Source organism: Roseibium denhamense (assembly GCF_009711415.1).
Classification (GTDB): Bacteria; Pseudomonadota; Alphaproteobacteria; order Rhizobiales; family Stappiaceae; genus Roseibium; species Roseibium denhamense.
Map to the genome: position 1 here is coordinate 41730 of NZ_SMLZ01000096.1, position 18434 is coordinate 60163.

The 18434-nt window shown below is 56.8% G+C and carries 15 protein-coding genes; 6 read left to right on the plus strand and 9 right to left on the minus strand.

The genetic code is table 11. From position 1 onward, the window contains the following. The first annotated feature begins 223 nt into the window (after positions 1 to 223). From E1180_RS05640 to prfB, 3 genes are all read left to right on the plus strand, one after another. Complete coding sequence (locus E1180_RS05640; RefSeq protein ID WP_155190199.1) at positions 224 to 1459, plus strand: N-acetylmuramoyl-L-alanine amidase; 1236 nt, start codon at positions 224 to 226, stop codon at positions 1457 to 1459. A gap of 174 nt (positions 1460 to 1633) precedes the next feature. Further along, entirely contained in the window at positions 1634 to 4087 is a 2454-nt protein-coding gene (locus E1180_RS05645; protein ID WP_155190200.1) for a penicillin-binding protein 1A, read from the plus strand. Between the two features lie 127 nt (positions 4088 to 4214). Next, positions 4215 to 5346, plus strand: a protein-coding gene (prfB, locus tag E1180_RS05650) for a peptide chain release factor 2 (protein WP_155190201.1) whose coding sequence is annotated in 2 segments (ribosomal slippage) — positions 4215 to 4283 and positions 4285 to 5346 — 1131 coding nt in all. Because the reading frame shifts where the segments join, the coding sequence is not laid out codon by codon here. 28 nt (positions 5347 to 5374) lie between these two features. On the opposite strand, the gene E1180_RS22170 is transcribed toward prfB, so the two are convergent. From E1180_RS22170 to bcp, 4 genes are all read right to left on the minus strand, one after another. Beyond that, positions 5375 to 6028 (minus strand): M23 family metallopeptidase, encoded by a 654-nt coding sequence (locus E1180_RS22170; RefSeq protein ID WP_208996957.1) that lies wholly within the window; start codon positions 6026 to 6028, stop codon positions 5375 to 5377. A gap of 26 nt (positions 6029 to 6054) precedes the next feature. Continuing rightward, on the minus strand, positions 6055 to 6714 hold the full coding sequence (locus tag E1180_RS22175) for a hypothetical protein (RefSeq protein WP_208996958.1): 660 nt from the start codon (positions 6712 to 6714) through the stop codon (positions 6055 to 6057). 86 nt (positions 6715 to 6800) lie between these two features. Beyond that, positions 6801 to 7625 (minus strand): ferritin-like domain-containing protein, encoded by an 825-nt coding sequence (locus E1180_RS05660; protein WP_196220542.1) that lies wholly within the window; start codon positions 7623 to 7625, stop codon positions 6801 to 6803. Between the two features lie 32 nt (positions 7626 to 7657). Next, positions 7658 to 8125, minus strand: coding sequence for a thioredoxin-dependent thiol peroxidase (bcp, locus tag E1180_RS05665; protein ID WP_155190203.1), 468 nt, complete (start codon positions 8123 to 8125; stop codon positions 7658 to 7660). Positions 8126 to 8302: 177 nt separating this feature from the next. On the opposite strand from bcp, the gene E1180_RS05670 reads away from it, so the two are divergent. Continuing rightward, the gene (locus E1180_RS05670; protein WP_208996959.1) at positions 8303 to 11614 is read left to right on the plus strand and encodes an AsmA-like C-terminal domain-containing protein; all 3312 of its coding nucleotides are present in this window, start codon (positions 8303 to 8305) and stop codon (positions 11612 to 11614) included. 64 nt (positions 11615 to 11678) lie between these two features. Here the strand turns inward: E1180_RS05670 and tyrS are convergent, their stop codons facing one another. After that, positions 11679 to 12932 (minus strand): tyrosine--tRNA ligase, encoded by a 1254-nt coding sequence (tyrS, locus tag E1180_RS05675; protein ID WP_155190204.1) that lies wholly within the window; start codon positions 12930 to 12932, stop codon positions 11679 to 11681. Between the two features lie 291 nt (positions 12933 to 13223). Here tyrS and E1180_RS05680 point away from each other — a divergent pair, with 291 nt between their 5' ends. Further along, the gene (locus tag E1180_RS05680) at positions 13224 to 13493 is read left to right on the plus strand and encodes a tyrosyl-tRNA synthetase (RefSeq protein ID WP_155190205.1); all 270 of its coding nucleotides are present in this window, start codon (positions 13224 to 13226) and stop codon (positions 13491 to 13493) included. A 330-nt stretch (positions 13494 to 13823) separates the two neighbouring features. After that, positions 13824 to 14315 (plus strand): P-loop nucleotide/nucleoside kinase family protein, encoded by a 492-nt coding sequence (locus tag E1180_RS05685; RefSeq protein ID WP_155190206.1) that lies wholly within the window; start codon positions 13824 to 13826, stop codon positions 14313 to 14315. Between the two features lie 21 nt (positions 14316 to 14336). Here E1180_RS05685 and E1180_RS05690 read toward each other — a convergent pair whose 3' ends face one another. The 4 genes from E1180_RS05690 to E1180_RS05705 form a co-directional block, all read right to left on the minus strand. Then, on the minus strand, positions 14337 to 14957 hold the full coding sequence (locus E1180_RS05690) for a Spy/CpxP family protein refolding chaperone (protein ID WP_155190207.1): 621 nt from the start codon (positions 14955 to 14957) through the stop codon (positions 14337 to 14339). Between the two features lie 383 nt (positions 14958 to 15340). Then, positions 15341 to 16141, minus strand: a complete 801-nt coding sequence (locus E1180_RS05695) for a substrate-binding periplasmic protein (protein WP_155190208.1) — start codon at positions 16139 to 16141, stop codon at positions 15341 to 15343. Positions 16142 to 16395: 254 nt separating this feature from the next. Continuing rightward, positions 16396 to 17805 carry a type I glutamate--ammonia ligase gene (gene glnA / locus E1180_RS05700; protein ID WP_155190209.1) on the minus strand — a complete coding sequence of 470 codons (1410 nt, stop codon included), beginning with the start codon at positions 17803 to 17805 and terminating at the stop codon, positions 16396 to 16398. Positions 17806 to 17927: 122 nt separating this feature from the next. After that, on the minus strand, positions 17928 to 18266 hold the full coding sequence (locus E1180_RS05705; RefSeq protein WP_155190210.1) for a P-II family nitrogen regulator: 339 nt from the start codon (positions 18264 to 18266) through the stop codon (positions 17928 to 17930). Positions 18267 to 18434: the final 168 nt, after the last annotated feature.

Genomic DNA, 18434 nt, shown 5'->3' on the forward strand with positions numbered 1-18434 from the left:
GACGGTATCGGTCATGAACCGAAATCCGTAAGGTACTTTTACGATCCGCCGTTGAGCTTTGCAAGCAATGTGAAAGCGGTAAGGCATTTTCCTCATTGGCGGAATGGCGTATGAGGTCTCCAAACGGTAGGCTCGGCCGTCTAAGCAATGCGTGCCGGAGCCGCATTAAGGTAACAAGAAAGCAGGATTTCCCTTGGCTGTTGCGGACCGAATCTCCGTAAAAATGAATTTCGCCGCCGTGTGGCTGGTGGTTGCCGCGTGCCTCATGGCCGGGCTACCGGTTTATGCCGCTGACGGTGAGGGAGACAAGCCCGTAGTCAGCGGCGCGAGGGTTGCAGGTGACGAAGCCCGTACGCGATTCGTTATGGATCTTGATCAACAGATCGATCCGTCCATTTCAGCTTTGCAAAATCCAAGGCGGCTCATTCTCGATTTTCCGGAGGTTCAGTTCGATATCCCAGCCGAGACCGGGCAGACCGGCCGGGGGCTGGTTTCAAACTGGCGGTTTGGCCTGTTTGCGGATGGAAAATCCCGCATCGTAATGGACCTGAAAGCGCCCGCAGCCGTCGACAAGACCTTTTTTCTTCCTGCAATTGATGACCAGCCTGCGCGTCTGGTGGTCGATCTCGTCCGGTCGAGCGATCCTGAGTTTCAGGCGTTTTCAGAGCAAAGCCGCAAGACCGCCCGGGCTGCTGCCGTGAAAGCCGCACCGAAGGCTGACAAACTGACGGCCTCTAAAGCTGGAGAACGTCCCCTTATCTTGCTGGACCCGGGACACGGGGGCATTGACACCGGTGCCGTCGGCGTCGGCGGAACACTGGAAAAGGCTCTCGTTCTCGAGTTTGCCAAGGAATTCAAAGAAAAACTTGATGAGACGGGTCTTTATGACGTCCGTCTGACACGGGACGATGACACGTTTATCCCGCTCGCGCGGCGCGTTGAAATGGGGCATGAGCTGGCTGCGGACCTTTTCATATCGATCCATGCCGACTCGGTCCGGCGGGGCCGCACTCTGGCGCGTGGCGCGACCGTCTATACCTTGTCAGACAGAGCATCTGATGAATTGGCGGAGGAACTGGCTGAAACCGAAAACATGTCAGACATCATCGCCGGTGTTGAGCTTTCCGAAGAACCGGCGGACGTGACCGATATCCTGCTTGATCTTGCCCGGCGGGAAAGCCGGTCGTTTTCCGTCTTCTTTGCAAAGACGCTTGTAAGTGAGCTCAAAAGCGCCGTCCGCTTGATCAACAATCCGCATCGCTCGGCCGGATTCCGGGTGTTGAAGGCGCACGATGTTCCCTCGGTTCTGGTTGAACTCGGCTACCTCTCCAACGAGCACGATGAAAAACTGCTGATCACGGAAGAGTGGCGGGGGCGTATGGCAACGGCCATGACCGAAGCCGTTCACCGTTTTTTCCGCCCGCGGCTTGCCGGGACGCCGGTAACGCCATCTCAATGAAGTCGGGATTAGCCTGATTTCTTGAAGGTTTAAGCTGGCAATTGCCTCAGCATCGCCATATTGGTGCACGAGTTACACACCTTACACAGGGTGACATCCGGCGGAAGGGTGCCGGAATCAGCATTCCATGTTACAAAGCTTGAGACGAGAAGACGGGGAAAGACGAGCCCGCTCATGAAATTTTTGGTGAAGTTTTTCGGTTACCTATTCGGTATTGGCGCCGCGCTTGGTCTGCTGGTCGCAGCAGGTGTCTGGATGTATCTCCAGCATCTGAACGATGGCCTGCCGGATTACACGACTTTGAAGAACTATGAACCGCCCGTCATGACGCGTGTTCATGCAGCAGACGGCAGCCTTATGGCGGAATATGCCACCCAGCGCCGCATGTTCCTGCCGATCCAGGCCATGCCGGACCGGTTAAAGCAGGCATTTATCTCTGCTGAGGACAAGAATTTCTACAATCACATTGGTGTTGACCCTGAAGGCATCGCCCGTGCTGCTGTTCGGTACATTCAGAATTACGGATCCGGGCGGCGGCCCGAAGGTGCGTCGACGATCACCCAGCAGGTGGCAAAAAACTTCCTTCTGACCAACGACCTTTCAATCCAGCGTAAGATCCGTGAGGCCATCCTCGCACTGCGGATCGAGCAGGCATATTCAAAAGACGAGATCCTCGAGCTTTATCTGAACGAGATCTACTTCGGATACGGTGCTTACGGCGTTGCGGCGGCGTCCCTTATCTATTTCGACAAGTCCGTTCATGAGCTGACCCTGGAAGAGGCTGCCTATCTTGCGGCCCTGCCGAAAGGCCCGTCCAACTACGACCCCTATAAGAAGACCGAAGCCGCGATTGCGCGCCGCAACTATGTGATCGACCGCATGGAACTCGATGGCTTTGTCACGCCCGAGGCAGGTGAAGAGGCCAAGGCCAAACCGATCACGGTCAATATCCGGAACCACGGTTCGAAGCTTGCAGATGCGAAATACTTCACGGAAGAAGTCCGGCGCGAGGTTGCCGACATTTTCGGGTCGAAGCGGCTTTACGAAGGCGGGCTGTCCGTCCGGTCCACCCTTGATCCGGATCTTCAGAAAATTGCCCGCAAGTCTTTGATGGACGGCTTGATCAAATTTGATCACGAGCGCGGAAAATGGCGCGGACCGGTCGACCGGATTTCCCTCGGTGCCGATTGGGGTGTGGAAGTTGCCAAGGTTGAAGCCCTGAGCGATCTCCCGGAATGGCAACTGGCCGTGGTGCTTGAAGCCGGATCTGAGCAGGCGCGGGTCGGTATCCAGCCCGACCGGGTCGGCGGGGGACGGCTTTCGGAGGACCGCAAGACCGGGACCTTGTCGCTCGATACGATGAAATGGGCCCGCGTGAACGGCCGCGCACCCAATGCCGTGTCTGACGTTCTGGCTCCTGGCGATGTGGTCTACGTACAGGAAAGCCTCGTTGTTCCGGATGTCTACGAGTTGCGGCAAATCCCGGAGGTGTCCGGCGCACTGGTGGCCATGGACCCTTACACGGGGCGCGTGCTGGCGATGGTCGGTGGCTTCAGTTTCGCTCAGAGCGAGTTCAACCGCGCGACCCAGGCATACCGTCAGCCGGGCTCGTCCTTTAAGCCCTTCCTTTATGCGGCAGCGCTCGACAATGGCTACACGCCGTCGTCCGTTGTCATGGATGCGCCACTGGAAATCAGCCAGGGGCCCGGTCTGGGCACATGGCGTCCTCAAAACTATGGCGGCAAATTTTACGGTCCCTCGACCCTGCGCACAGGGATCGAACGCTCGCGGAACGTGATGACTGTCCGTCTTGCGCAGGACATGGGCATGCCGCTCGTCGCTGAATATTCGAAGCGTTTTGGCATCTATGACAACATGCTTCCGGTGTTGTCCATGTCACTTGGCGCCGGTGAGACCACCGTGCTCCGGATGACGACCGCCTACGCCACAATCGCAAATGGCGGCAAAAAAGTGCGTCCGACCCTGATCGACCGGATTCAGGACCGCTATGGCCGTACGATTTACAAGCATGACAGCCGGATCTGCGATGGCTGTACTCAGGACGCTTGGGAAGGCCAGGCCGAGCCGCGGCTGATCGATGATCGTGAGCAGGTCCTTGATCCGATGACCGCTTACCAGATCACATCCATGATGGAAGGCGTTGTCCAACGCGGCACGGCAACCTCTGTCCGGGCGGTTGGCCGTCCTGCCGCCGGTAAAACGGGAACCACCAACGACGAAAAAGATGCCTGGTTCATGGGATATACCCCGGAACTTGCCGTCGGAGTTTTTGTCGGGTTCGACAATCCCCGCCCCATGGGTCGCGGGGCAACCGGTGGTCAGATCGCCGCGCCGATCTTCACGGACTTCGTGAAACAGGCCTTGGCCGGAAAACCGCCGATGGAGTTCCGGGTTCCCCGGGGTCTTCAGCTGATTCCGATCAACAAGAACACCGGTCTTCGCACGGCCGGCGGAACCCCAGGCGCGATTCTGGAGGCGTTCAAGCCGGGTATGGCGCCGCCTGACAGCTACTCCGTCATCGGCTTCCAGGATGAAATGGGTGTTCCCACCTATGTTTCTCCCGAGGCCGGTCAGGCCGTTCTGCAAGGGACAGGCGGACTTTACTAGGTCTTTGCATAGACGGGCCGGTCTTCTTTACAGCTGGTCTTTGCACAGCTAATGTCCCGCGAAATTTCACGGCCCGGTTCCCCGTCAGGGAGCCGGGCTGTTTCAACAAACACATGCGAGGTATCCGATGCGCGCCGAAATGGAAGCGATCGTTGACGACATCAAGCAGGCCATAAGCCTGCTGAGGAGGCATCTTTGACTGGGATCAGGCTCTCGTCAGACTAGAAGAACTGAATGCGCTTTCGGAAGATCCCGAGCTTTGGAATGATCCGGCCAAGGCGCAGAAACTGATGCGCGAACGCCAGCAGCTCGACGACGGTATTTCTGGCGTGAAATCATTGGAACAGGACCTGTCGGACAACATCGAGTTCATCGAAATGGGCGAGATGGAAGACGACCAGTCCGTCATCGATGACGCTGAACAGGGGCTGCGCGGTCTCAAGGAAAAGGTGAACCAGCTTCAGCTCAATTCGCTTTTGTCCGGGGAAGCAGACGGCAACGACACCTATCTGGAAATCAACTCCGGGGCCGGTGGGACGGAAAGCCAGGACTGGGCGTCCATGCTGCTCAGAATGTACCGGCGGTGGGCAGAAAAGCGCGGGTTCAAGGTCGAAGTTCTGGAATATCATGATGGTGAAGAGGCCGGAATCAAGTCGGCGACCCTTCTCATCAAGGGCGAAAATGCTTACGGCTGGCTCAAGACCGAATCGGGTGTGCACCGGCTTGTGCGGATTTCGCCTTACGACAGCAACGCACGCCGCCATACCAGCTTTTCAAGCGCTTGGGTTTACCCGGTTATTGATGATTCCATTGATATCGAGGTGAACGAAAGCGATTGCCGCATCGACACATACCGCGCGTCCGGCGCCGGCGGGCAGCACGTGAACACGACGGACTCCGCGGTCCGCATCACGCACCAGCCCACTGGCATTGTGGTTCAGTGCCAGTCAGAGCGTTCGCAGCACAAAAACCGTGCCACCGCGTGGGGCATGCTGAAGGCGCGTCTTTATGAGGCTGAGCTGAAAAAACGGGAAGAAGCTGCCAATGCGGAAGCAGCTTCCAAGACTGATATCGGCTGGGGCCACCAGATCCGGTCCTACGTTCTGCAGCCCTATCAGATGGTCAAGGATCTCCGGACCGGTGTGCAGAGCACGTCACCGGATGATGTTCTGGACGGGGATCTCGACAGTTTCATGGAGGCCGCGCTGGCCCAGAGGGTCTTTGGCGGGGATCCGGTTGAAGTTGACGATATCGAATAAAAAAACGGAGCCATTTGGCTCCGTTTTGCTATCTGGCGAGGGCGGCCAGCTGGTCCCCGGCATTTAGAAAGGCGGACGGGTTGTTTGGCCGGTCGTGCCGGCGGACTTCATAGTGCAGGTGAGGACCGGTTGAGCGCCCAGTGGATCCGACATTTCCGACGAGATCACCGGTAATCACATGGTCACCCTTGGAAACCCGCAATTTGCTGAGATGGGCGTATCGTGTGACGAAGCCGCTGGCATGCCGGATTTCGACCATCTTGCCATAGCCGCCTTGCCAGCCTGCCTTGACGACGGTACCGGGCGCGGTTGCGAATACGCGTGACCCGTAAGGCGCCTTGAAGTCGATACCGGTGTGAAGTGCCAGCTGGCCGAGAAACGGATCCATGCGCGGGCCGTAGCCACTGGAAATAGCGGCGTTACGAACCGGGCGGCTGACCGGCAGCCGGGCTGCTGCGAACTTGAGCCGTTTATAGGCCTTGAGTGTTGTATTCGCGCGTTGCAGTCGGTCCGGGAAGTTTTCCATGGAGGTCGGGTGGAACGGGCCGCCTACCGGCATTTTTTCCAGGAAAGCTTTTTTGAGTTCCGGCGCGACCGATTTGGTCGCATCGAGAATGTCTTCGATCCGGCTTTCCGTTGCAATCGTAACCGCATCAACGGCCACCGTGCTTTCGGCGCCCATTTCCGACAGGTCGGTCTTGATGTGGTCTAGAGCGGCTTGTTTTTCAGAGTTTTTTTTTGAGCCGCTGTTTCCGCAGTAACCGGCGCTTGCAAAATAGAAAGGGGATCGACAGCGTTCGTGGATCCATCGCGCAAGCCCAAAGCCTTCACCGGCTCGTCAATCAGTTCGCTTTCACCACCGATAGCCGTGGGGTCGTCGTTTCCGATTGAAGCAACTGCGTCCAGGGGCGGCTTTGCCGGGGGCAGGGGCTGATCCGAGTTCAGATAAATGCCCACGCTTTCGGCCCGGGCGACCAGATCAGCTACGATTGCATGGCGCTGGCTCAGGTCCTGCTGGCGGCGCAGAACATCCATGACCTGGATCTCGACCGTTTCCCGATCCACCATCTGACGGCTGGAGAGGCGTTCGATTTCGGTCCGCAAACGATCAATGTGATCCTCGTACTCCATCACCAGTTCGGTGCGTTTTTGCGAGGCCTCGGCTTGTATGTCGCTGCGCAGGAAGTAGTAGCCGGCTGTCCCGGCAAGAGCGAGCGTGACGGCCGCGCAGGCAAGCGCACCGCACACCAGATGAACCGGGCGAACTGTGTATGTCGTTGATTTGACCTCCCGATCCGTTTCCTTCTGAAAAGGCTCCGGTCCGAGAGCTTGGTAAATCCGCGTCGTTTCTTGGCGCTGTAGCATCATCACTCAGTCACTGGCTGCATTCTGCATTTGAACTGACTGTGATTAGAATTTGGTAAGGTTAATAATTCGTCTTCAACGTAGCGGTTTCAACCGACCAATGGGGCAAGTGGCTTGTAAAAGCCGGGCGTCAGTCCCGCTTCTGACCGTGCACGGTCGTTAAATGGCGGTTTAAGGGCACCGCGGAAGTGTTTGCGCACCAGGGCGTGAAAGGACGGTTCGGGTTTCAGCTGGTTTCGATCGCAGATGAAGCGGAACCACTTTGCGCCGAAGGCGACATGATTCTTCTCGTCCCGGTAGATGATTTCGAGGCATTTCGCCGTGTCATCGTCCCCCAGTGCTCTCGCCTTCTCGATCATCGGCGGCGTGATGTCGAGCCCCCTTGCTTCCAGGACCAGCGGAATGATCGCGAGCCGCGCGGCAAGGTTATGACCGGTATGTTGAGCGGCCTGCCATAAGCCGTCATGAGCTGGCATATCACCATAGGCAGCCCCCAGACGGCCCAGCCTGTCGTCAAGCATGGAAAAGTGCTTGGCTTCTTCGAGCCCGACGCGCACCCAATCATCATAATAGGACCGCGGCAGACGGATATGAGCGAATCTGCCGATCAGGTCCCACGTCAGGTCGACAGCATTCAACTCGATATGAGCAAGTGAGTGAAGAAGTGCCACGCGGCCCGCCGCCCCGCTCAGTTTGCGTTTGGGCATATCCCTTGGGGGCAGGAGGAGTGGCGCGTCCGGTCTGCCCGGACGGTCTGGCATGGGGCCCGCCTGAGACGGCGAGCCCAGGGCCAAATCCCTTTGAAACCATGATTTGGATATCGCGTAGGCGAGGCGGACTTTTTCTGAAGTCTCCTTCGCACACACGATTGCTTTCGCACCAGCGACAAGACTTCCAGGCAGATCACGGGACATTGGCATCAAGAAAGTAAGACCGAGTGGCGACGTTAAAGAGCTTTCACCGCGTCAAGGACCGCGTCCGAGTGACCCGGCACTTTTACCTTGCGCCAGATCTGGGCGATCTTGCCATCACCGTCAACCAGGAATGTTGAGCGTTCCACGCCCATGTATTTCTTGCCGTACATCGCCTTTTCAACCCAAACGCCATAATCCTGAGCTGTTTTGGTTTCCGTATCAGCGCCCAAGCGGACCTTCAGTCCGTGCTTTTCGATGAAGTTGTCATGCTTCTTGGCAGAGTCGGGCGAAATGCCGATGATAGTCACGCCAAGCGCGGTGAAGGCGTCCATGGCCTCTGTAAAGGCAATCGCTTCCTTGGTGCAGCCCGGAGTGTTGTCTTTGGGATAAAAATAAACCACCACGGGTTTTCCCTTGTGAGCGCTCAGAACGATGCGTTCGCCGCCATCAGCCTCAAGATCGAAATCGGGTGCATTGTCCCCAACTGCCAGCTCTGCCATCGATTGCCTTCCTATCGTCAAAGTTTGTGCGTTAATGCGGTTTTCCGCCGCTTGCCATGCCCGTGCCTATCGCTTTCGGCGCTGAACTCGAAGTAACATATGCTGGGCGTTGACCGATTCAATCCCAGGCTTCGATTGGCCGGAAAAGAGCCCTAAAAACATGCATGTGCCCTGGACATGATCCGGGCAGAAAATGGAATGCAGGAATTGCCGGAAAAGGGTAAGCAACAATCAGATAAACTGCCGAAGCGCAGAATTAGCCGGCTCAAAAAAGCCGGATTGGCCGCTGCCGGTTTGCTTGTCCTTGTTATTGCTGGTTGCGCAGCCATTTTAACGACCGGACCAGTCACCGTTCCGCTTCTTGGAACCTTCCTGGCGCAACAGGGAACCCGCGGACCGGTCTCATTGCATATTGGCAAAGCCAGTCTGGATTTCACGACGCCTGGAAACGTCAATGTAGTTGTAGAGGACGCGCGCGTTGAAATTGCCGGCCAGTCACCGGTTGCAATTGACCTGCCACGGCTTGAAGCCCCGGTTGACAAAAGCGCGCTGCTATCGGGCCAGCTGCATTTTTCATCGCTGAAACTTGACCGGCCGCAGATACGGATTGCCCTCAAAGGTGGCGCGGCGAAGATACCCGAGGTTGCCCCTTTTATGGAGGCGGTGGACCGGGTTGCCGACTTGGTGGATGACCAGTTCGCCCGGCGCGCCTTGGCTTCTGTCTCGGTCCGGGATGGGGCTTTCGAGATCACAGGGCCTGCGCCGAGGCGTTTTGAAAAAATCGACGCCGATGCAGTGCGCACCAAGGACAGAACCATTCGGATGTCTGCGAAGGTTGGTGGGGCTGTCACAACCTGGCGCCTGGATCTGGCTCGCCATGTATCGCATGGATCCGAAGCAACTTCGCTTGGCGTGGTCGTCAACGGGATCACGCTGGCCGAGTTGCTTGGTCCGGACACACCCTTGGCCAAAGGCAAGGGGCTCAGGCTTCCAGGATCTGCAAAGCTCGAGACCGAGTTTGGTGAAGACGGCAAGTTCCAGTCGGCGAATTTGGTGGCCCGTGTGCAGAACGGGTGGTTCCAGATGGGGCGTACACTCGTGGCGTTCGACGATGCGGCGCTGTCCCTCGTTTTCCGTGGAAACACATCCACTATCGAAATCACGCCTTCCCATATTATCCGCGGAAACTCCCGGCTTTTCTTAACCGGAACGATTGAACCGCCCAAAGCCGCGGAGGGCGACTGGACCATAGACGTCCAGGCCCAACACCCGCAGTTCGGCTCTACGGATATTCCAGAGCCTCCGCAAATGCTCGACGGTGTGCTTGTCCGGGCACGTTTCAACCAGGCGGACAAACGCATCGATGTCGATCAATTCACGGCCCGGTCAGGAAAGGCGGTCGTGCATGGCGTTGCGTCGGTTCAAATAACAGCGGAAGGCCCGTATCTTGCGCTTGCGGCAGACGGGGAACAGATCCCGATTGCGCTGGCAAAACAGGTTTGGCCCATCACACTGGTGCCGCCCGCACGCGAATGGATCATCGATCACGTCAAGGCCGGCCTGATCGAATCGGTATCCTACACCGGTGCCATCCGTCCGCCCGCTTTCGATCACCGGGATCCTGATCCCGGTTGGGGCGGTGACGACATGGTGCTTGATTTGAGTTTTCGGAACGGCACGGTTCAGCCGGTTGGAGACGTTCCAGAGGTAAGCGGGCTTGCCGGCACAGTGCGCGTGGCCGATGAAACGTTGACCCTGACCGCTGCAGGCGGCTCGTCGGGCGTGTCAGAGGATGCCATTGTGGAGGTGCCGAATGTTGTCTTCCGCATTCTGAACTTGCCTCAGCGTGTCGGCAAAATCGCGGAGGTGGCCGTTGAGATGATCGGTCTCAATTCGGATCTCGGCAGCGTTTTCAACAGCTCCCCGTTTTACGTATTGGACAAGGCTGATCTTTCAGCTGGCGGGGTAACGGGGTCCGGTGAAGTTCAGATCGAAGCCTCTTTCCCGCTGGAAGAGCAGATCGATATGGACAAAGTCGATTGGAGGGCCAATGGGGCCTCTGACGACTTTTCCGATGAAAATCCCATCATGGGGCACACCATCCGCAGCGCCGACATTGAGTTCGATGCAAACCGCGACCGGATCGAGATCAACGGAACCGGTGAGCTCGACGGCTTGCGGGCGGATATCGATCTTCTGGTGCCGCTCAATGAGTCCGGCGTCACGGGCCGGCAAGACGTTACAGTTACCGCGACGGCCGACCAGCTCAAGGCACGCGGAATTGACCTGACGGCTTTTCTTCAGGGCCAGATGAATGTCGAGGTCAACCAGTCCGCAGCTGGCGATGACATCTCGATTGATCTGACACAGGCCACGATTGACCTCAAAGTGCTTGGGTGGCGCAAAAGCAAAGGCGTTCCCGCGAGCGCTTCCTTCGTGCTTGTAAAAGGGGAAGACCAGCAACAGGTCAACGATTTCAGGCTGTCGACCGAGGGAGCGGACGTCAGAGGCAACATGGTCCTGTCATCTGCAGGGGAGCTCGTTTCTGCAACATTCGACCGTTTCCAGCTCCGGCAAGGCGATGATGCGGATGTTCGCATCCGAAGGGGAGGCGATGGGCGGTATGATGTTGTCTTCACGGCGGATACGTTTGACGGCCGCGGCTTCATAACGGCCATTCGAAATCCCGGTGGCAGCCAGGGCGCTGGCGACTTCTCCGAAGGGGCGCGGATTGCAGCGACCGTCGACAACGTAATCGGCTTTAATGGCCGCCGTGTTGAGGGCTTTTCCGCACAGCTGGAAACCGGACCCGCGGGCCTGCTGGCTGCCGACATAAGCGGCCAGCTGGACGGCAGATCTCCGGTCGAATTCACCTTGAATGACCGCAATGGCGCGTCGGTTGCGTCAGGCCAGTTTGCCGATACGGGAGCCTTGTTAAGGTTTCTGGATGTCTATGAGCGGATGCGCGGCGGAACAGGACGGCTTGAGGTCGTCATGGCAGATTCTGACACCTGGATCGGTGACTTCAATGTCCGCTCGCTTGTTATCGCAGAAGATCCCGCCATCAAGAGGATCAGTGAACGGGAACGGGATAACCTCCGCAGCCGCCCAATTCCACAGCCCCAGGGAGATGGTTCAGCGCATTTCGACACGCTCGATATCAACTTCGCACGCGAAGGGGATACAATGACGATCACCCGGGGCGCCCTGCAAGGCAATGCTTTGGGAGGCACGGTCAGTGGAACAGTCGACCTGACTGAGCAGACATTGAATCTGACGGGGACTTTTGTGCCAATCTACGCACTCAACAATTTCTTCGCCAAGATCCCGCTCCTTGGCTTTGCCCTTGGCGGGGGAAGTGGTGAAGGGCTCATTGGAGTGACCTACAGGCTGTCCGGGCCACTTTCGGATCCGGTTTTGTCCGTAAACCCGGTTTCTGCCATTGCGCCAGGTATCTTCCGGAAAATGTTCGAGTTCCAGCAGAACTGAAACACGACGGACTGCCAACAAAAAATGCCGGGAAATCCCGGCATTTTTTCTAGGCGCAGACCGGTCAGACCGGCTTCAAGAGCACATGTTTCTTCTTGCCCAGGGACAGCTTTATAATTCCGTCTTCGGTCAGGTCAGAAGGGGTCAGGATCCTGTTGGCATCCTGCTCGCCCTTGTCATTGACCTTCACCGCGCCGCCCTTGATGTTCCGGCGGACATCCCCGTTTGATCCGCACAAGCCGGCAGTGACGAAGGCGTTCAAGACACCCAGTCCGGCTTCAAGATCGCCTCTTGAAACTTCGACGGTCGGCAAGCCCTGAGCCGACTGGCCTTCTTCAAATGCCTGCCGTGCAGTTTCGGCGGCGGCTTCGGCTTTTTCACGGCCATGGATCATGGCCGTGGCCTCGGTTGCAAGAACCTTCTTGGCTTCGTTGATCTCCGAGCCTTCAAGGGCGGCGAGGCGCCCGACCTCTTCGAGTGGCAAGACGGTGAAGAGCTTCAGAAACTTCTCCACATCAGCGTCTTCGGTGTTGCGCCAATACTGCCAGTAGTCATACGCCGACAGCTGCTCCTCGTTGAGCCAGACAGCACCGGCAGCCGTCTTGCCCATTTTGGCCCCGGAGGCTGTCGTCAGCAGCGGTGCCGTCAGTGCATAGGCTTCCTTGGCTTCCTTGCGCCGGATCAGATCGACACCGGAAAGGATATTCGACCATTGGTCCGACCCGCCCATCTGAAGGCGGCAGCCGGTTTTTTGATAGATTTCCAGATAATCATATCCCTGGAGCAGCATGTAGTTGAACTCCAGGAAAGACAGGTGCTGTTCACGTTCAAGGCGCAGCTTGACCGAATCGCGCTGGATCATCTGGTTGACCGAGAAGTGCCGGCCGATATCCCGCAGAAACTCCATGTAGTTCAACTTCAAGAGCCATTCGGCATTGTCCATCATGATTGCATCTGACGGGCCATCGCCGAAGGTGAGCAGTTTCTCGAAGATCTTCCGGATACCGTTCTTGTTTTCTTCAATTGTTTCGTCGGACAGGACCTTGCGGCTTTCGTCCTTGCCGGTCGGGTCGCCAACACGCGTAGTGCCGGACCCCATAAGCGCGATTGGCCTGTGGCCGGTCTGCTGGAACCAGTAGAGCATCATGATGGTGACAAGGGATCCGGCGTGAAGGCTTGGAGCCGTGCAGTCGAAGCCGATATAAGCTGTCACGGTTTCCTTGGCGCAAAGTTCATCCAGACCTTCCGGATCCGAGATTTGGTGAATGAACCCGCGCTCGGACAATACCTTCAAGAAATCTGATTTGAACTCGCTCATACCTGCCTGTCCGTCTTTGGATGCGCCGCATCTCTTTTACTTTCGACAAGGCTCTATACCGGCCAGACCGTCTTGTAAATTCGGGCGCGCCGGATTTTGCGCCGGCGCCTGGCCGAAATACTCAGGTCCCTTGGCACGTTCGGGCCGCACGCGCACCGGGCAGGGTGCTGGTGTCCTTGCGTCAAGAAAGAGAGTCACGTGACCCCTGTCACAGCCGGGCATGCCGGCTTGTCTTAGATTTGGGACATCGGGCGCCAAAGACAGCGCGCTGGAAAACAAAGGAGCGTCGTCATGTTCAAGAAAATCGCATTATCCGCCGTTGCTGCCGCAACACTTGCCACCGCAACAGTTGCAGCAGCTCCAAGTGAAGCGCACGCAAAGAACCGGGCCGGAGCCGTGGCAGCCGGTGCCATTTTCGGTCTCGCTGCCGGCGCGATCATCGCCAGCCAGGCACAGCCGCGCTACTACGCGCCGGTCCGCTGCCACTATCGCCCCGTTACCCGCTGGAACCCTTATTACAGGCAATATGTTGTGGTCGGTCATCGCAAGATCTGCCGCTAACGCATCAGTTTGTAGCGAACGAATGGCCTCCTCCGGGAGGCTTTTTCGTTTTTCAGGACACCATGCCGGGAAAAGTGCGTTTGAAGTTTCATCCCGCCAGCATGCGGGCGGTGCGACACGAATTGATGTGTGTTTTCGTATGTAATTTGGCCGGACTTGGGATGTTATGATACCGGTCTCGCCATATGCATCAGCCGGTTTTGCGGTGCTCTTGCTGATCTGCGACAAGGCGAGACATCAAAAACAAATCGATTTCCCATCTGATCCCCATATACAATGCCTTAGCGGAATTCACGATGGTGCAGGTCGCGGCCCACATGAGGACCGATAATGACACATGCCCATCTTCATCTGATTGCTGGTAAAATCGCATCGGGAAAATCAACCAAGGCCCTCGAGCTGTCGGCGGCACCCGGCTCGGTCTTGATCAGCGAAGACGCGTGGCTCGCCACTCTGTTCGGGCCAGAAATGACGTCGGTCAAAGACTTCGTCAGGGTATCAGCGCGCTTGCGCGCGGCCATGGCGCCGCACATTGTCTCCCTCTTGAGGTCCGGCGTGACCGTTGTGCTCGACTTCCATGCCAATACCCCTGAGAGCAGAGCCTGGATGAGGGAAATGATCGAGGCGGCAGGATGCGCCCATACGCTTTATTATCTCAAGGTCCCAGATGACATATGTAAAAGCCGGATGCGGGCCCGGAATGCAACGGGTCACCATCCGTTTGAGGTCAGCGACAAGCAATTTGAAGCCGTAAACCGGCACTTCGTGCCACCTGCACCCTCGGAAGGCTTTCACGTGCGCACCTATCGAGCTACCGAGTAAGATAAAGCTTCCAAGTGTGGTCTAGTTACAGCCGTTGTGCTTCTTCCACATGGCCTCGTCGTGCCCTTCTGGTACCGTCGAGCATGGGTCATCCTGATAGCCGCGTAGTCTTTTATACGCTGTGATTTGCGCTTCGGTGAGCAGCGGTGGCGTTTCAAGATGGCGGGAGAGGTGGATATAACGGAGGGTCGCGCGTGCCGTAGCCGCATCGCGGAGAAGGATTTGCAGTCTGTCAGGCGCAAGATCTGAGTTCAAGAAAGCCTCGCTCAACGCAGCCTCGGCTTCTATGAAAGCCTCTCCTGCTTCTATGGCCTGCGCTTTCATGGCGGAATGGATGGCTGTGATCTGCTTCACCTGTTCCGGGGTCAGGTCGAGTTCGTCCTTTAGCTCCAAAAGGTGTGCCGGGCCTGGCCAGCCGTTGAGTTCTGCTGGTAGCGCAAAACCCCAGCCGCCGCCCCGGCGAATTTCGGCTATGTCGTCCTCTGACAGGCTCTTAATCTGGCGTTTCTCAAATCCGGCATATGTACCAACAGTGTGTGTGCCGCTCCTGTGTCCATGACTGCCGTGTTGATTGGTCGCGAAGGCGTTCGTGGCCAGAATGGGCGCAAGGACTGCGGCAATAACCAGATGTTTTAGCGGCATGGGGTGTGTCTCCTGGAACTACGATGAATGCAGATTGAAGGATGCGCTCCTTACATTGAACTACAGAGCTAGTGCTTTAGAATGGTCTTTTAAATCTTCGTTGCTATGTCGTAAGGCGCGGACCCCAGAAGATGCTTGCGGGTGCAAACGCCTTATCCCTCGTTCACAAGTCCATTATTCCCGCCAATAATACCCTGGACTGCTAACCGCGGTTTTTTTGAACCGTGGTTCTTTGCAGGAGGGATGGAAACCAACACAGTATATCCTGTCAGGTCATCGCAGTGTTTTCGATAGGCCTACGCTGATACGCGCCAATAGGCTGTGTTTCCTCGGGTGCTGGTTCATCCTATACGGCGCCAACGAGGGGGGCGGCAAATGGCTTATCAGCCCGCACAGGTTTCTTGCTGCCCTTGGCTGAAATCGTCCGGAAACGGTTGGGCAAGCGGTTTCAGACCAGCCGCCTTGAAGATGTCCTCAATTCTGCCTGTAACCCGCAGCTTGTAGATCGCGCAGTTGAGATCCTCGGCATATCCGGACGTGTAGCCGGTCCTTGGAACCGAAAAGAAGCGTCCGTTTAGAAGCACTTCCTTGAAGCTAGCTGCTTCGAAGTGTTGATCGAAGGGCAGCCCGGCAGCTTCAGCGTTTTCCCGGAAGAGGGCAAGATCGTCGCTGATCACCAGATCCATCCGTCCGGCCGCGAGCATCTTGATCAGAGTTTGTTCATCCGTGGCTTCCACGGTGCGCAGATCGCGGTTCTGATTGAACTCGGGATAGTAGTATGCGCTCGCACGTTTTCCGATCTGGTATTTGCTCAGGTCGCTGAAGGAGACCGGATTCGCATTAGAGCCCTTTCGGCGAATGAAGAGAACTTCCCGCTTTTCGAATCCGTAGGGCATTGGAAACAAAAACTGCGCGCGCTCATCATTCATGGAATGGCGCACCAGGACACCCGCGTCGCCATTTTGGGCCCGCAGGATGCTTCGTTTCCAGGGGATCTCCACATAACTGGCCGTGTGTCCGGTGTCCTGCATCATCGCTTCAACAAGCTCATAGACCGAGCCTGAAACCTCGCCATCCTGCACAAGCAGCTCAGGCGGCCGGTGCCGGACTTCGACCGTGATGGTTGCCGCTCCAGCTGACGTGGCCGCAAGTGCGAAAATCACCAAGCTGACAATGAGCTTCATGGCGTGCTTTCTTCGTAAACGCCAGCACACCTGACTGTTCGCATATGAATAACTTATAAAAAATGTAGTCAATATTGTCTGTAACGGTCTTCTTTGATCCCTTAGTGCAAATTGGTTATTTTTGAAACTAACGAATAAAATCGAATTTTCTTAGTCTCTTCGCCAGTGATGAGCTGTAAGCTGCGTCAATACTAAAAAAGAAGACCCGGACGATTGTCCGGGCCTCCCCCATCTCAACGATGTAAATCTGTCGATTAGACAGAGTAGTACATGTCGAACTCGACCGGGTGCGGGGTCATTTCGAAACGCTCGACTTCTTCCATCTTCAATTCGATGTAAGCGTCGATCTGGTCGTCATCAAAGACACCACCAGCTTTGAGGAACTCACGGTCTGCATCGACAGCTTCCAGGGCTTCACGCAGGGAGCCGCAAACGGTCGGGATTTCGGACAGTTCTTCGGCCGGCAGATCGTAGAGGTTTTTGTCCATGGCATCGCCCGGATGGATCTTGTTCTTGATCCCGTCAAGTCCAGCCATCAGCAGGGCAGAGAAGCACAGGTACGGGTTCGCTGTCGGATCCGGGAAGCGGACTTCAACGCGTTTTGCCTTCGGAGATGCCGTAAACGGAATACGGCAGGACGCGGAGCGGTTACGCGAAGAGTAGGCCAGCAGAACCGGAGCTTCGTAGCCCGGCACCAAGCGCTTGTAGGAGTTGGTGGACGGGTTGGTGAAAGCGTTCAGGGCTTTCGCATGCTTCAGGATGCCGCCGATGAAGTAAAGGCAGGTCTCGGAAAGGTCAGCGTACTGGTTGCCAGCGAATGTTGGCTCACCTTCGTTCCAGATGGACAGGTGGCAGTGCATGCCTGTGCCGTTGTCGCCGAAAACCGGCTTCGGCATGAAGGTTGCGGATTTGCCATAGGCATGGGCAACCTGATGAACAACGTACTTATAGATCTGCATGTTGTCGGCGCAGCTTGTCAGCTTTTCGAACTTCATACCGAGTTCGTGCTGGGCAGCAGCCACTTCGTGGTGGTGCTTCTCGGTCGGAACGCCCATTTCGCCCATAACCGAAAGCATTTCAGAGCGGATGTCCTGTGCGCTGTCGACTGGCGGAACCGGGAAATAGCCGCCCTTGGTGCGCGGACGGTGACCCAGGTTTCCAGTCTCGTATTCGGCGCCCATATTGGACGGCAGCTCGGTTGAGTCCAGGATGAAGCCGGTGTTGTACGGGTCGGCATTGAAGCGGACGTCGTCAAACATGAAGAATTCGGCTTCCGGGCCAACGAAGATGGTGTCGCCGAAGCCGCCGGACTTGACATAAGCTTCCGCTTTTTTCGCAGTCATGCGCGGATCGCGGTTGTAGCCTTCGCCGGTAATCGGGTCGACGATGTCACAGAAGATCGCCATGGTGGATTGGGCGAAGAACGGATCAATGTGCGCTGACTCCGGGTCAAGGATCAGCATCATGTCGGACTCGTTGATGGCTTTCCAGCCGGCAATGGACGAGCCGTCGAAGGCAACGCCTTCAGCGAACATGTCTTCATCGACAAGGGCAACATCCATCGTGACGTGTTGCATTTTACCACGCGGATCGGTGAAGCGCAGGTCGACGAATTTCACGTCCTTTTCCTGAATCTCCTTCAGGATATCAGCGGCAGTGGTCATTATGTCCATCCCTTTGATTTTTCATGTGAACGGTTGGGTTTGGTTCCGGATCAAGGAGTTGTATAGCTGGCTCCGTGCTTGAGCCGGAAGGGGTGTGCCGGCCGGAAGCCGGTATTCGGTGGTCAGATGGCGTCGACGCCGGATTCGCCGGTCCGGATGCGGACGGCCTCTTCAATATTGGAGACGAAGATTTTCCCGTCGCCGATGCGTCCGGTTTGTGCAGCAGAGCGGATCGATTCCACAGCTTTTTCAACCATATCGTCGCCCAAAACAATCTCGACCTTCACCTTCGGCAAAAAGTCGACGACATACTCTGCACCGCGGTAGAGTTCGGTGTGGCCTTTCTGGCGGCCGAACCCTTTGGCCTCGGTCACTGTAATGCCTTGCAGTCCGACCTCTTGCAGGGCTTCTTTGACCTCGTCCAACTTAAAGGGCTTGATGATCGCTTCGATCTTTTTCATCACCTTGTGTCTCTCTCCACATATCCTGGCCGCAATTTCCAGCAAGTCCTTCATTCCGGTCCGATTGGCTGTTTCAGAGCCAAACCATCCCCGGCCGAGGACTGTTGGCTGCATCAAAGCACGATGTGTGCCAAGTCGGTTTTTCGCCCTGTAAATTTTACAAGCCTC